The organism is Nocardia sp. JCM 34519.1 (assembly GCF_020361265.1).
Classification (GTDB): domain Bacteria; phylum Actinomycetota; class Actinomycetes; order Mycobacteriales; family Mycobacteriaceae; genus Nocardia; species Nocardia arthritidis_A.
Genome location: NZ_JAIRBR010000011.1, coordinates 100,617 through 114,857, shown reverse-complemented (window position 1 = coordinate 114,857; position 14,241 = coordinate 100,617). Strand labels below are relative to the sequence as shown.

The window sequence follows — 14,241 nt, the reverse complement described above, 5'->3', positions numbered from 1 at the left end:
CAGGGGTCGAAACATGGTGTGGCGGCGGCTGTTTGCGCATGCTTGTGCTGAGATCGGCTGTTGGACTGTTAGACTCGACAGGTCTCTCGGACTGGATGTTTAAGCAATGAGCAGAGCCTATGTGGTGTACACCATCGCATTGGTGGGGGCGGTCGCCATTTGGGGAGCGATTGTTTTCCTCTCGGCCTGGACGCTGCACTACTGGCAGGCATGGGCCCTGATGGCAGCGATGCTCGGCAGCTACAGCGCGGCGATCCTGGATTCCGCCGCGCGTCATGACGAGGCACCGTCGCGGCGGCGAAGGTCTGGTAAATCGCGGGGCGTGACTCGGACGAGCCAGCGGCTCATCGTATTCCTTGCAGCGCTCGGCTTCCTCGCCCTGCTCGTCGTCCCCGGCCTCGATCATCGGTTCGGCTGGTCGTCGGTCCCGCCCGCGATCAGCCTCGCCGCCGACCTCCTGGTCGCCGCGGGCCTGCTGATCACCTACCGCGTACGTCAAGAGATCATCCGCTGGTCCCGCGCGCGCTCCGAGGTGGCGCAGGATAGGCGGATGATCTCGACCGGCCCCTTCGCAGTTGTCCGCTACCCCATGCACGCCGGGATCCTCCTCTACGAGGCCGCGATACCCGTCGCCCTCGGATCCTGGTGGGGTCTGGTCGTTTTCGCCGGCATGGTGCCGCTGTCATTGACGTGGATGTCCTACGAGGAGAAACTCCGGCGGGAGATAGCCCCCGACTACTCCGATTACACCCAGAAGGTCGAATACCGTCTGCTCCCACACATCTGGTGATCGGGAGCCGCTTTTCAAACACACCATAGGTCGATTCCGCTGGCCCATGGGTCGGGCTGGACCAGCTGTGCTGGCCCACAATTGGTCCATCGATTTCGCAGGCTTGTGATCCTCGGCGGTTCGGGCCGGAAATGGTTGCGACTTGCCGTGTCGCCGGCGCCGTAGTTACTTGTCGGTCGAGTGTGCATTGCCAGGTTTCCGAACGCCCGCCCGGCAGCACTGTTGGGTCGACGACGGCGGAGGCCGGATTGATTCCTGACTGTCGCCGGTTGGTGCTCAGCCAGGGGTCGCGGAATGAGATCGAGGAGCGGGCCCGCCCAATCCGGGCCTGCTTTGCTGGACATGAGGACGGCGGCCCGATTCGATCGCACCGCCGCCCATCCTCTCGTCCAGTGCTGGGGCGAGAGGTGGTATCCAAAGCCAGGGCGCCAACGATCCGAGAACCGCGGCACCGACTCCGCCCTATGTGGGGTAGCCCCGAAAGTGGGTCGGCTGACCGTTGCGCTCACCAGTGGTTGGGGAGCCATTCGGCCCGTCTGCGCGGCGCATCTCTCTGCAGAGAAGTGATACCGATACCCACCCTAGCGTTCTTACCATTTGTGGGAATGGGACCGAACGACGACGACAGGGTTTCCTGCTCGACGACGCCCGGCCGACCCCGTAGTTCGAACTCACCACGATCACACTCATCGGCTAGTTAGAGACTGGTATCAGGATCGAATCCCGGCCAGGATTCGGTCCAGGTGCCCGGTGGGATGCCCGGCTGCTGTCGCCCCGATCTACCCCACGCAACAAATCTGGAACATGTTCCCTGGGGGGATCGTCTGCCGCCGGTGGTCCCACGACTGGCAACGTGGTGGTCCCATCATGCTGGCAGGCGACAGCGAGGTCGGCGATCCGTCGGGCTGGTCGCGTGCTTCGCGTCGAGATCGTTACGTTTCAGCGTGATTCCGCGGGGTCGGAGCCTTCGCGGCGGTGAGCGTCGAAACATTGAGCGGCGCTGTGCCGCATGGTGATTCAGGCAGATCGCTGCCCCGAGCGAAATGCTGCACGGCAAGCGACCCAACATGCTGCAACTATCCAGCAATGCCTGGGAGAACGTCCAGGCATCTCGACCTCATAGCCCTGCTCCACTCCGGTAGCACCCGTTCGCATTGAAACAGCGCTATGCAAAGTTCTATAGCGCTGATACAGTGATTCCCGCTGGGAGGTTCCCGGCGAACCGGCGACAGGTGAAGGAGGAGTCGATGGGCCTCGAAGGGAAGACAGCGCTGGTGACCGGCTCCAGCAAAGGGATCGGCCGGGCGATCGCCCTGCGATACGCCGAGCGCGGCGCCGATGTGGTGGTGAACTACTCGCGCGACAAGGACGCCGCGGAAGAGGTGCTTGCCCAGGTGCGCGGTGCGGGGGCGAAGGCGATCGCTGTGCGGGCCGACGTGTCGCGGGTCGACGAAATCGATCGGCTGTTCCGGGCCGCGATAGAGGAATTCGGCAAAGTTGACGTTGTGGTCGCCAACGCGGGGGTCGAGAAGGTCAATATCCCCGTGATCGAGGTGACCGAGGACGATTTCGACCTGCTGTTCCGAATAAATACCAAGGGCCCGTATTTCGTCCTGCAGGCCGCGGCCCGCCGCATCGCCGACGGCGGCCGGATCATCAACATCGCCTCCAGTTCGACGGATCGGCCACAGCCGGGTCTTGGCCTTTACGGCACGAGCAAGACCGCCGTCAAATACCTCGTCCAGGTCCTGGCCCTGGAACTCGGCTCCCGTGGCATCACGGTGAACACCCTGTCACCCGGACCGATCGAGGGCGCCGGCATCTTCACCGGCGTTCCCGACGACGACCCATACAAGAGGGCGCTGCGGGAATCGGTGCCACTCGGCAGGCTCGCCACCCCGGCAGATATCGCCGACTTCGCCGAATTCCTCGCCGACGACCGGTCTGTCTTCCTGACCGGCCAAGAAATCTTGATGAATGGCGGATCCACCAACTGATCACGACACCCCAGAAATCTACGAACGGAGTACGACAATGACAGCCACCATGCGTGCGATCCAGGTAATCGAAGCCGGAGCACCGTTTTCGGCCACGACAGTCGCCGTGCCCGAGCCCGGTCCCGGGCAGGTCCGCGTGCGCGTCCGCGCGTGCGGAGTGTGCGGCGGTGACGCCATTCCGCGACAGGGGCTGATGGGCGTCACCCTGCCCCGCACACCCGGACACGAAGTGGCCGGTGATATCGATGCCGTCGGCGCGGGCGTGACGGCCTGGCGCCCCGGTGACCGGGTCGGTATCGGCTGGCACGGCGGCAGCTGCTTCACCTGCGCACCGTGCCGACAGGGCGACTTCGTCAACTGCGTGAATCGCACGATCGTCGGCCTGTCCTATGACGGCGGTTACGCCGAATACATTGTCGCCCCGCAGGATGCGCTGGCCCGTATCCCGGGCAACCTCACCTACGAGCAGGCCGCGCCCCTGATGTGCGCGGGCATCACCTCCTTCAACGCCTTGCGCAACTCCGGGGCGCGCCCGGGTGACACGGTGGTCGTGCACGGCGTCGGCGGACTCGGTCATCTGGCCGTACAGTTCGCCGCCGCCATGGGCTTCCGCACGATCGCGGTCAACCGTGGGCGGGAAAAAGAGTCCATCGCCCGAGAACTCGGCGCCGACGAATATCTCGACAGCGAGGCCGGCAGCGTCGGTGAGGCACTGCAGCGATTGGGCGGTGCACATGTGGCGTTCTCCACGATCGGGTCGAGCTCGGCACAGGCCGATCTGATCCAGGGGTTGCGACCCAACGGTCACCTACTCATCGTCGCCAGCGAACATCAGCCGATCGAGGTCTCCCCGGATCTGCTGGTCTTCGGCCGCCGCAAGGTGTCCGGCTGGTACAGCGGGCATGCGAAGGACAGTGAGGAAACCATGGAATTCGCCGCGCTCAAAGGCATCCGGCCAATTGTCGAGACCTACCACCTCGACGACGCCGAAATCGCCTTTCAGAACCTGGGCAAAGCCCGATTCCGCAACGTCCTCACCGCGTGAACCCTGTATCGACGCTACATTCCGTAAAATAGCGGCGTGACACAGACAGTGGACGTGCGCGCGTCGACGAGAACCCGGCTGCTCGACGCGGCCGCGCAACTCCTCGCCGAATCCAGCGGCTCGCAGATCACCACCCGGGCGATCTGCGAGCTGGCCGGGGTGCAGGCGCCGACGCTGTACCACCACTTCGGCGACAAACAAGGCCTGCTCGACGCGGTCGCGGCGTACGGCTTCGAGCAATATCTCAACGCGAAACGCGCGCGCAAACCATCCGACGATCCCTTCGCCGACATCCGCTACGGCTGGGACCGGCATACCGAATTCGCCTTGGCCAATCCCGCGCTCTACGCGGTGATGTACGGCCAAGTCGTCCCCGGCAAACGACCCGCGGCCGCGGCGGACGCGGAGTCTTTGCTGCTGGGGCTGCTGACCCGCGCCGCCGAACAGGGCCGACTGACCACCACCCCGGAGACCGCCGCGCAGCTGATCCTCGCCGCCAACGTGGGGGTCGCCCTCGCCCTGATCACCATGCCGCCGGAACAACGCGACACCGCGATCTCCGACCGCACCCGCGACGCGATCCTCACCGCTATCGCGAGCCCGGACACACCAACCCCCTCGGACCCGGACCGCTCGGCCGTTTCCCACAGCGCGATCGCTCTGCATGCCGCGCTGAGCAACGAGACGCCACTCCTGTCCACCAACGAAACCGCCCTGCTCAAGGACTGGCTTCGTCGGCTGGCCGACTGAGCACCCCCCGCGGACCGAGGAGGAAATTCAAAGCGCGGACATGGCGCTGCGTGACCGTCACCGGCCGTCGGCGGCAAGGTGTCGAAGAGCTGTGCGGTCCGGCTTGCCGCTACTGATGGTCGGCATCTCGGGCAGAACCAGCACGACCTCGGGTGCGTAAGCTCCGCCCATTTCGGCCCGTACCCAATCCGCCACCTCATGCTCGGACAGCTGGTGCGATGCTTTGGGAACCACTGCGGCGGCGATCTTTTCATCCCGCACAGCGCCGACGGTAACGCCGAACACGGCGGACTGCTGAATTCGGGGATGCCGGTTCAGGACCTTCTCGATCTGGGCCGGATACACGGTCTCGCGGACACCGACGATCGTGTCCTTGCTGCGGCCGACGACACTGAGATAGCCGTCGCCGTCGAGAAAACCGAGATCACCGGTGTGCAGCCAGCCGTCGCGCAGCACTTGGGCGGTCAGCTCCGGCAGTTTGTAGTAGCCGCTCATCAATCCTGGTCCGCGGACCCAGATTTCGCCGGTCCGGCCGGTGGCCAGCGGCTCGTCGTCGATGTCGCGGATACTCACCTCCACGCCCGGTACTGGGCGTCCGACGGTGTTGAGTAGTTCGGGATGCTGGTGTTCGGCCGGGCTGAGCATGGTGATCTGGCCGATTTCGCAGGTGCCGTATCCGGAGGAGATGATCGGCCCGAATCGGTTGACCGCCTGAGCCATTCGTTCTGGCGTCGTGGGACCGCCGGTGATCATCAGCGAGCGCAGGCTCGAGGTATCGGCGGACTCCAGGGCCGGATGGTCGAGCAATTGGTGCAGCATCGCCGGTTGCATCCAGATGAAGCCGATCCGTTCGCGCTCAATGGATTCCAGGACGTGACCTGGATCGAAGGCGTTCTCGCCGTGCAGCACCACGCGCCCGCCCGCGGTGAGAACGACTTCGGCGAGTTGTCCACCGAGGTGTCCGACCGCAGTGCAAAGCAATTGGGTTACGTTCCAGGCTTGCAGCGCCGCCGGACTGTAATAGACCGGCAGAGCGAACGTGTGGGGGATGCCCTTGGGTGTTCCGGTGCTGCCGCCGGTGAGCCGAATCGACGATAGATCCTGGGGTTGCGCTCGGACGGTGACAGGTTCTCCGGACTGGGCGGTGGCCGAATCCGCGAGGTTCACCGCGTCCGGATGCGGGCCCAGCGCGAGTGCCGCGGTGCCCGGCATCTGCTCGACCGCCGCCAGGAGGTGGTCATCGTCAGGGCCGGGAATGAACACGACCGCGGTCGGTTCGACATAGCTCAACATCTCGGTCAGCAGCGACGGCCCGAGGTCGTCATAGATGATCCAAACGGCGCAGCCGAGGGCGTTGGCCGCGAACTTCAGGGCGAATGTGTCCGGGTCCGCGCCGGTTGCCAACGCGACAACGTCGCCGCGTTTCAATCCTTGGGCAGCGAGAGCGCGCGCCATCCGGTGGACCCGGTCGAGCAGCTGCCCGTACGTCCATTCCCCTCCGCTATAAGTGATCGCCACCTGCGGTGAATTCCGCGCGAACGCAGCGAGGGTGAAACCGACGGTGGTCTCGTGTGCGGCGGAAGTTGTTGTCATCAAGCGCCTTTCAATGATCCACGATCGACATCGTGTGGTTCGCGTTGTCACCTCACCGGGCGGCGTGGCCGCACATGCATCCGGACAGCCACGCCTCGTAATGGCTAGCGACTTCCGGCGCGACAAACAGCTGTCGACTTCCTTCGGTCCCGCGCGTTCCGAATTGGCGCAGGATAGGCGGATGATCTCGACCGGCCCCTTCGCCGTCGTCCGCCACCTCATGCACACCGGAATCCTCCTCTACGAGGCCGCGATACCCCTCGCCCTCGGATCCTGGTGGGGCCTGGTCGTTTTCGCCGGCATGGTGCCGCTGTCATTGACGTGGATGTCCTACGAGGAGAAACTCCGGCGGGAGATAGCCCCCGACTACTCCGATTACACCCAGAAGGTCGAATACCGCCTGCTCCCGTACGTCTGGTGATCGGCGACCAACTTTCAAAACACACTCTAGGCATGTCATCTCATGAGGTTGGTACCACAAGGGCAGCGGCTGAAGTCGATGAGAGTGACCGGAGTGGAAGGCATCCGGGTCGGCGGTCTCGGGCGGAAGATACATCTCGTGGAGATGAACAAACCACGACGAGGGATGGCTTTGTTCGTGATCGCAGATGACGGACAGATTCAGTTGGGGTCTGACGCCAGCGCCCGGATCTCCCGTGCGGGTTCAAGTCGACTGTTCACTCGAATCGGACGAGAGCCGTTGCAGGGGAACGACTCTCGACTCGATTTCTGTCCGAGGGGGCGCGCGCCAACCATGCGCCTTGACCCTGCGAAAATAGGCGAGGGAGTGGGATCCCAGTCGTGCTTTACTCTCGACCGGCGGATTCTGCCTGCCTGGGAACGCCGCGACGTGCATGCTCGGCCAGCTGTGCGATGTCGAGTTCGCGTGTCGGGTTCGACAACGCTGAGACCACGCAAGTGCCCAACATCCCATCGCGGTCGTAGAGAACGGCTGAGCACGCCGCAATGCCGTTGGCGCTGACATGGTTATCTGCTTCCACACCCATCTCGTTGGTTTGTGGCATCCGTGCCAAGGTGAGTGTGAGATCGGTGTTGATGAATGCGACGCCAGCGCTGCTCCAGTTGGTGACGAGGCTAGTGGACTCACCGATGATCGCGGCGGCAACGAACGGTGTCGCATCCTCTCCGGCCACCGCCGAGATTCCCCGGGACCACATTCGTTTTCTCGCTCGCCCCGGAATATCTCGCATGTCGAACGTCCACGCCACTTTCGGATCGTCGCTGCCGAACAAGGGACCTCGAATACGGTCTCGTTCTTCAGCCAAGGCATCGGGTGGGAGGGGAGGGGTACGAGTGCGCTCCCAGACCTCGGTACGTGTTTGATCGGACTTCTTGAGGAAGACACAACTTGCTCGAGCGAATACAGTTCCTGCGTAACGTATTTCAGCGTCGGCGACCCGAATTCGACTACCGCTGCGGATTTCGGTGGTAACGACTTGGAGTGATTGGGCTGGCACCGGGCGGAAGAGATCGATGGTCAGGCGAGCCGGTTCGACGTCCGCGGAACCGTGGTTGAGCTCGAGTTGACGAGCAAGGATCGCGCACACCGCAGGCCCGGCCAGGGCGCCAGGCGCCCAGGGGCTGGCAGCGAACGGCGTTGGCGTATAGGTGATTTCGTGATCGTCAAAATGAAAATACGCAGGGTTGTTCACTGGGGTCCTTCCGAGCTCACGCGCGAGTCGCGTTCGAATCGTCATCCGCCGATAAGGCTTTTTCGCGCCACCACAGGAGCGTCGACGCAATCAGACTGGCCGCGGTTACGGCAGTCATCCACGTGAACGCGTGCGCGAATCCGGTTGAGACCGGGGCCCCGGTCATTTTCGCCCGATAGAGGACCACGGCGACCAACGCGACGCCGATCGCACCACCGATGCGCTTCATGATGTTGACAAAGGCTGCCGCGTCGGGCATTTGAGACCGTTCGACTGCCGCGTACGCCGCGGACACGAGCGGCATTCCGGTCAGCCCAACAGCGATTCCACGTATGAACAGCAAGATTTCGATAACGATCAGGTCCACGGATGCGCCGGTGAATACGAACGGTACTGTCGATCCGATCAACAACACGCACCCTGTCATCGACACGATGCCGCCGCCGAAGCGGTCGGTGACCCGGCCGCCGAGGGGCAGCGCAACCAATGCGCCCAGTCCATACACGAGAAGCAAAAGGCCGGTCCTACCTGGGGCGTCACCGTAGAGAAGTTGAAAACAGAGCGGCTGCAACGTCGTCAGGCCAAACATGGAGATTCCCGTCAGCAGGTTAGCCGCGTTCGCAGTCGCGAAGACCGGCGAACGGAACATCCGCATGTTCAACAGTGGGTCCGTGCGCCTCAGCGACCGCACGGTGAACACAACAATGGCGGCGAGGCTCGCGGCGAGACAAGCCCAGACACTAACGTTGCTCATCGACTTGATGGTGCTTACCGCGGAGAGTCCGTAGATCCCGAGACCAAGACCTAGCGCCGCAATCACGAAACCGGCCGCATCGATCGTCGAAGGCGTATTCGGTTGCCCACGGGGAAGACGACGAAGGCCGAGCGTCAGCGCAATCAAGCCCACCGGCAGGTTTATAGCGAAAAGCCACCGCCAGCTTGCGATGCTGATGGTCAAGCCGCCAATGGCCGGCCCGATCGCAGGCGCGGCGACAACGGCGATGCCCACCATCGACATCACTCGCCCGATTCGCTTCGGCCCGGCGACTTGCCCCAGAATCGCCTGGCCTGTCGGCATGAGAAGCCCTCCCGACAGCCCCTGAAGTATTCGTGCGGCGATCAGGAAGCCGACATTGGGTGCAACCGCGCACAGGCCCGAAGAAAAAGTGAAGATTGATAGCGCGCAAAGCCACACACGTCTGGGGCCGAATCTTCGGCCGAGCCACCCACAGACGGGCAGAGCAATCGCCAACGCGACTAGGTAGCCACTGACGATGCCTTGTGCCGTACCGAGGTCCGTATCGAGGCGATTTGTAATCGTTTGCAGCCCAACGTTTACCAACGAGCTGTCCAGCATCGACATCACCGCGCCGAAGACGACGACGCCAGCAATTCGCCACACTTCGGTTGGTATCGGCTCGGTGACATTGGACCCGTCGGCTCCGGCGCGCGTCGTAGCCGCCATCAACGACACCTTACCGTCGAAGTGGCGGGCAGGTCTCGCGCGTCCGTCACAGCATGTCGGGCATGCTCATCGGTTCGGCGCCGATGCGTTGTGTCGGCGACGCTGTCGCCGGGATTGCAGTGGTTCGTGAAATCCAATCTCTGCCAGCAGATCGGGTTGCGGAACTTTGTGGCTGTGCGGCCGGTCCTGACGGCAGAGAAATGATCTCGCGAAATAGTCACATGCGCTCCTCGTTGATAAGAACGATTTGTAATGCATTCAACTCGCGATGAGCTGTGGGGCGCAACGCGATTGACATCGCGTGCGGCAAACCTGGGTGCTCGCTATTATCTGTCGACCAGGCTTGTTTCGAGCCTGGTCGAATATTCGCGAGAGAGCTGACCAGCCACCAGGTTGTCATCGCATGTATCACGTTTCACCGAGTTTGCTGTTCGTATACCCCCTCTGTCGTGATGTTGGCCCGGCGTTTACGGCGTCGCCCTCGTGGCGCGAGTATCGGCTGATCGACGTTCCTGGTTGTCGGCTGCATCGTAACCGCACCACTCGTCGAACCATAACATGTTCTACGAAACTCTGTGCCGCGCAATAACACTCGACGGTACATGCGAATGCGATGTTCCGGCTCCGGCGCCGAGGTAGCCGGAGTGTCGCTCCTCTGCCGGCGATCCATTGTCTGCTCGATGGCGTTGGCAAAGTGCGTCGACGCGTGGCCTCCATCGGCGACGTTGCGGCAACTGGATGTGAGATGCCAAGGACGGCAGACAATTTCGGCACGGCAGCTCGTCGGCGTGTCGGAAGCCGCAGCAACTCATCGGCTTTACCTGCTTGCGGGGATTGCTCGCTATGCGCTTTCCGGCCGCTGATGCCGGAGGTGGTTCACCGGAATGAACAACACTGCAGGCCAACCGAATTCGGCAGTTGACGTCAGCACGATAGTCGCTTAGTGTGCTGTGCTAACGTTCAAGGAACATGTTCTAGTTGCTGTCGGCGCTGGGGCTTGATGCAGAGGGGGATGGTTGATGACGGAGTCCAACGATTGCTGCTCCTCGACCGGGGTAGATAGCAAAACTGTTGCTGTGGCCGTGCTCCTCGGTCCCGTGTAGCGCCATCCGTACAATTTGAGGTCGAAGTTGCCATCGGCTCAGAGACTTTGGCACACCGGAATACTTGGTTGACAAAATTCGACTGGCGGTAGTGCAGTGTATGCCGGATGTCATTCGGCAACAGGTCGTTAGCGTGAGAAATTCGAGTATGACCGGACCTCCGCATATTGTCGTTCGATATTCCACCGAAGCGGCGCTTGATCTGGCGTCACCTAGGAAGAGCGTGCAATGCCGAGGTTATTGCTGCGCTCATCGGTGTCCGTCATTCGCCGCTCGAGGCGTCGTATTAGCGGATAACTCTACGGCCAAATAGGACCGTTGCCCGGAAAGATCGAGACGGGAGATGAACTCATGACTACTGGTGTCGAGGTACGCGACTATCCCTTCGGTACGCCAGGCCACCCCGAGGTGTACGCGCTGTTCGCGCGGTTGCGTCGGGAAGAGCCGGTTTCGCGTATTCGGCTGCCGTACGGCGGTGAAGCCTGGCTGGTCACCAGGTACGACGACGCCAAAGCGGTACTCGCCGACCGGCGGTTCAGTCGCGCCGCGGTGGTCGGTCGCGATGACATTCCGCGGATTATTCCGGCGCCTGCCCCAGGGAATTCGTTGCTGAGCATGGATCCGCCGGAGCACACAAGGGTGCGGACTCTTATAGGCAAAGTCTTTACGCCACGCCGGATCGAGGGCATGCGACCGCGTATCCAGGAAATTGTCGACGGCCTACTGACCGCCATGATGCAGGCCGGCCCGTCCGTGGATCTGGTCGCCAGTCTGGCCCTGCCGCTCCCGGTTATCGTTATCTGCGAAATTCTGGGTGTGCCCGAGGAGGATCAGTATCGATTTCGGGAGTTCTCGGGCATCGTAATGTCGACTACCGCCCACACGCGCGAGGAGATTGTCGCTGCGCGTATGGCGTTCAAGGGCTATCTTGCCGAGCTGATTTCGCAGCGCAGGCGGCATCCCACCGATGATCTGCTCGGAGCGCTGGTCTGTGCCCGCGACGGTGACGACCGACTCAGTGAAGAGGAATTGGTCGATCTCGGAGTTGTACTGCTGTTGGCCGGGCACGAGTCGACCGCGAATCAGATCGCGAGCTTCGTCTATGCCCTGCTCACAGCGCCGCAGGAATGGGAACGCATGTGTAGCAACCTGAAACTGGTGCCTGCAGCAGTCGAGGAGTTGCTGCGGTATCTGCCGGTCGGCGCCGGCGGGTCGTTCGCGCGCGTAGCGCTCGAGGATGTCACGGTCGGAGAGGTGACAGTGCGCGCTGGTGAGTCAGTCTTCGTAAACCTTCAGGCGGCCAATCGTGACGAGACAGTGTTCGACGGCCCTGAGAACCTCGACCTTGCCCGTTCGAACAACCCACACATGGCCTTTGGCTATGGTCTCCATCGCTGTGTCGGTGCGCAACTGGCTCGTATGGAGCTCCAGATCGCACTCGCGTCGCTCCTCGAGCGCTTCCCTGGTCTACATCTGGCTGTATCTGCCGCGGAGGTGCCCTGGAAAGCTGGCATGTTGGTGCATGGACCGCGGGCGTTGCCAGTCAGCTGGTAAGCGCACAGCCGAATACTCTATGTTAACGGCAATCGCAGATCGGGGGCGCCTTCTGCGGATCGCGCAGCATCCAGCACTTCGACAACGGTTGGACGTGGAACGCAAAATCGATGCCCGCAGTTCTCCCGGAAAATTCTTCCACTGGCAAATATTCGAAACCAAATAAAAAGCGATCGACACCTATTAGAATGGTCTGATGTATGCCGATTGTTGCGGCATTCGCGCCACGGCCGCGCTGCCGTCTTCTGCGGCGCAGAGATATCGATACAATTTAGGGGGCGTCATGACGCAAACCGCCATGTACTCGTTCGCACGTAGGATGCGACTGAGTAGACTATTCCATACTCAGAGTTCCAGGCTGCTGGTGGTTCCTCTCGATCATTCGGTTGCCGAAGGTCCGCTGCGGACAAAAGGAACTATCAAGGAGTTGGTGGCGTCATTGGCACGTGGCGGGGTTGACGCTGTGATATTGCATCGAGGCAGTGTTCGCTACGTCTGCGCGCAGGCATTCAAGGAAACGTCCCTCATCATCCATCTCAGCGCGAGTACAAAGCACGCGCCGGACCCGGATTCGAAGTACCTCGTCGCAGATGTCGAAGAAGCGATCCGGTTGGGTGCAGACGCGGTGAGCGTGCACGTCAATCTCGGGTCGGACAACGAGGTCCAACAGATCCGGGATTTCGCGGCCGTGGCCGCGGAATGTGACCGCTGGAACCTTCCGCTCCTGTCCATGGTCTACCCGCGCGGGCCGCGCACTACCGATCCCCGTGATCCTTCACTTGTCGCCCACGCTGTTTCGCTGGCTGTGGACATCGGCGCGGACATCGTGAAAACGGTATACACCGGGTCACCGGAATCGATGGCCGAGATCATCTCGGGATCCCCTATACCGGTGCTGGTCGCCGGCGGCAGCCGTGTTGCCGATCCGGCAGAACTCGGCGAATTCGTGGAGGAAATACTCGGCAGTGGTGCGGCGGGACTGGCGATGGGTCGAAATATATTCGAATCCCATAACCCGGAGGCAACGGCCCGTTGTATCGCTGACGTCGTACATTCTCGGCATCCTCGAAGCGTCCTCAATTCGGTATTTACCCGTGCGAACCACCCGCAGTTCATGTAGGGCCGCGATACATCACTGGAGAAAACATGGGAATGACATGGCTCGACATTCGCTGCTGTGGTGACGAGAAGAAAGCTGTCGCACAAGAGGCGATTCACGCGGGAATTGACGGGATCGTCGCTGGGTCCGTCGACGATCTCGCAGATCTACCGCCGAATATCCAGCGGATTCTGTTTTATGATTCGGTCACCGAGCATGAAGAATTCGACGGCGTCGACGTCTTGCTGGTGCATCACGATGTGTCCGCGCAGGCACGATGCCAGAGTCTTCTCGCCCGCTATCCGGGCATCGATCTCGGGACATATATCGAGGTTTCGGACGCCGATACTCTGCAGCAGGCTTGTGACGCGGCATCGACGTGGGCGTGGACTGTACTGGATTTTCGCGATCCTACGAAAATCCCGTTGGAGATCGTACTTGCCGCAGCGCACGACGCCCCAGGCAATATCGTCACCGTCGCTCAGGACGTGGTTGAGGCGAAGATCCTCTACGGGGTCCTGGAGCGCGGATCCGATGGTGTCATGATGGCGCCGCAACGCCCAGGCGACGCGTCGAAGTTCACACATGCCAGCCGCGCCGAAAGCCCGAGGCTCGACCTGGTGGAACTGGAAGTGATCGATACTCGCCATGTCGGCATGGGGGAGCGTGCCTGCGTAGATACTTGCACGTACCTTCGGAAGGACGAGGGAATTCTCGTCGGCTCGCACTCGAAGGGAATGATTCTGTGTGTCAGCGAGACGCATCCGTTGCCGTATATGAAGACTCGGCCCTTTCGAGTCAATGCTGGGGCGATCCATTCGTATACGGTGCTTCCGGAGGGGCGGACCAACTATCTGAGTGAATTACAGTCCGGTGATTTTGTTCTCGCGGTCGACATTAAAGGAAATACGCGGCAGGTGATCGTCGGCCGGGTCAAAATAGAGAGCCGTCCGCTCATCTCGATCCGCGCCGTTGCGGAAGACGGACGCATCGTGAACCTTATTCTGCAAGATGACTGGCATGTTCGCGTGCTGGGACCTGCGGGCGTGGTGCTGAACAGCACAAGTCTCCGAGCCGGCGACAAGGTTCTCGGCTATCTTCCGACACAGGACCGGCATGTCGGTTATCCGATCGAAGAGTTCTGTCTTGAGCAATAGACGTATACGTATCGC

At 61.9% G+C, this 14,241-nt stretch carries 11 protein-coding genes; 8 read left to right on the top strand and 3 right to left on the bottom strand.

The window, feature by feature from the left end:
- Positions 1 to 106 precede the first annotated feature (106 nt).
- The 4 genes from LGY53_RS25415 (at position 107) to LGY53_RS25400 (ending at position 4,582) form a co-directional block, all read left to right on the top strand.
- The gene (locus tag LGY53_RS25415; RefSeq protein WP_225729227.1) at positions 107 to 790 is read left to right on the top strand and encodes an isoprenylcysteine carboxylmethyltransferase family protein; all 684 of its coding nucleotides are present in this window, start codon (positions 107 to 109) and stop codon (positions 788 to 790) included.
- A gap of 1,247 nt (positions 791 to 2,037) precedes the next feature.
- Positions 2,038 to 2,787 (top strand): SDR family NAD(P)-dependent oxidoreductase, encoded by a 750-nt coding sequence (locus LGY53_RS25410; protein WP_225729226.1) that lies wholly within the window; start codon positions 2,038 to 2,040, stop codon positions 2,785 to 2,787.
- Positions 2,788 to 2,824: 37 nt separating this feature from the next.
- On the top strand, positions 2,825 to 3,832 hold the full coding sequence (locus LGY53_RS25405) for an alcohol dehydrogenase catalytic domain-containing protein (protein ID WP_225729225.1): 1,008 nt from the start codon (positions 2,825 to 2,827) through the stop codon (positions 3,830 to 3,832).
- Between the two features lie 36 nt (positions 3,833 to 3,868).
- Positions 3,869 to 4,582 (top strand): TetR/AcrR family transcriptional regulator, encoded by a 714-nt coding sequence (locus tag LGY53_RS25400; RefSeq protein ID WP_225729224.1) that lies wholly within the window; start codon positions 3,869 to 3,871, stop codon positions 4,580 to 4,582.
- Between the two features lie 57 nt (positions 4,583 to 4,639).
- Here the strand turns inward: LGY53_RS25400 and LGY53_RS25395 are convergent, their stop codons facing one another.
- A complete protein-coding gene (locus tag LGY53_RS25395; RefSeq protein WP_225729223.1) occupies positions 4,640 to 6,175 on the bottom strand; it encodes a class I adenylate-forming enzyme family protein in 1,536 nt (511 codons plus the stop codon).
- Positions 6,176 to 6,356: 181 nt separating this feature from the next.
- Between LGY53_RS25395 and LGY53_RS25390 the strand changes: the two genes are divergently transcribed.
- Positions 6,357 to 6,596, top strand: coding sequence for an isoprenylcysteine carboxylmethyltransferase family protein (locus LGY53_RS25390; RefSeq protein WP_225729222.1), 240 nt, complete (start codon positions 6,357 to 6,359; stop codon positions 6,594 to 6,596).
- Positions 6,597 to 6,981: 385 nt separating this feature from the next.
- Here the strand turns inward: LGY53_RS25390 and LGY53_RS25385 are convergent, their stop codons facing one another.
- Together LGY53_RS25385 and LGY53_RS25380 are read right to left on the bottom strand one after the other, a co-directional pair.
- Positions 6,982 to 7,848 carry a thioesterase family protein gene (locus tag LGY53_RS25385; RefSeq protein WP_225729221.1) on the bottom strand — a complete coding sequence of 289 codons (867 nt, stop codon included), beginning with the start codon at positions 7,846 to 7,848 and terminating at the stop codon, positions 6,982 to 6,984.
- Between the two features lie 16 nt (positions 7,849 to 7,864).
- Positions 7,865 to 9,313 (bottom strand): DHA2 family efflux MFS transporter permease subunit, encoded by a 1,449-nt coding sequence (locus tag LGY53_RS25380; RefSeq protein ID WP_225729220.1) that lies wholly within the window; start codon positions 9,311 to 9,313, stop codon positions 7,865 to 7,867.
- Positions 9,314 to 10,767: 1,454 nt separating this feature from the next.
- Here LGY53_RS25380 and LGY53_RS25375 point away from each other — a divergent pair.
- The 3 genes from LGY53_RS25375 (at position 10,768) to LGY53_RS25365 (ending at position 14,226) form a co-directional block, all read left to right on the top strand.
- The gene (locus LGY53_RS25375) at positions 10,768 to 11,970 is read left to right on the top strand and encodes a cytochrome P450 (RefSeq protein WP_225729219.1); all 1,203 of its coding nucleotides are present in this window, start codon (positions 10,768 to 10,770) and stop codon (positions 11,968 to 11,970) included.
- A gap of 283 nt (positions 11,971 to 12,253) precedes the next feature.
- Positions 12,254 to 13,090, top strand: a complete 837-nt coding sequence (locus LGY53_RS25370; protein WP_225729218.1) for a 2-amino-3,7-dideoxy-D-threo-hept-6-ulosonate synthase — start codon at positions 12,254 to 12,256, stop codon at positions 13,088 to 13,090.
- 26 nt (positions 13,091 to 13,116) lie between these two features.
- Positions 13,117 to 14,226, top strand: coding sequence for a 3-dehydroquinate synthase II (locus LGY53_RS25365; protein WP_305082727.1), 1,110 nt, complete (start codon positions 13,117 to 13,119; stop codon positions 14,224 to 14,226).
- The last annotated feature ends 15 nt before the right edge of the window (positions 14,227 to 14,241 follow it).

Coding starts and splice junctions, on each gene's coding strand:
- LGY53_RS25365 (WP_305082727.1), top strand. CDS start 13,117: ATGGGAATGACATGGCTCGACATTCGCTGCTGTGGTGACGAGAAGAAA.
- LGY53_RS25390 (WP_225729222.1), top strand. CDS start 6,357: ATGATCTCGACCGGCCCCTTCGCCGTCGTCCGCCACCTCATGCACACC.
- LGY53_RS25415 (WP_225729227.1), top strand. CDS start 107: ATGAGCAGAGCCTATGTGGTGTACACCATCGCATTGGTGGGGGCGGTC.
- LGY53_RS25375 (WP_225729219.1), top strand. CDS start 10,768: ATGACTACTGGTGTCGAGGTACGCGACTATCCCTTCGGTACGCCAGGC.
- LGY53_RS25370 (WP_225729218.1), top strand. CDS start 12,254: ATGACGCAAACCGCCATGTACTCGTTCGCACGTAGGATGCGACTGAGT.
- LGY53_RS25380 (WP_225729220.1), bottom strand. CDS start 9,313: ATGGCGGCTACGACGCGCGCCGGAGCCGACGGGTCCAATGTCACCGAG.
- LGY53_RS25410 (WP_225729226.1), top strand. CDS start 2,038: ATGGGCCTCGAAGGGAAGACAGCGCTGGTGACCGGCTCCAGCAAAGGG.
- LGY53_RS25395 (WP_225729223.1), bottom strand. CDS start 6,175: ATGACAACAACTTCCGCCGCACACGAGACCACCGTCGGTTTCACCCTC.
- LGY53_RS25405 (WP_225729225.1), top strand. CDS start 2,825: ATGACAGCCACCATGCGTGCGATCCAGGTAATCGAAGCCGGAGCACCG.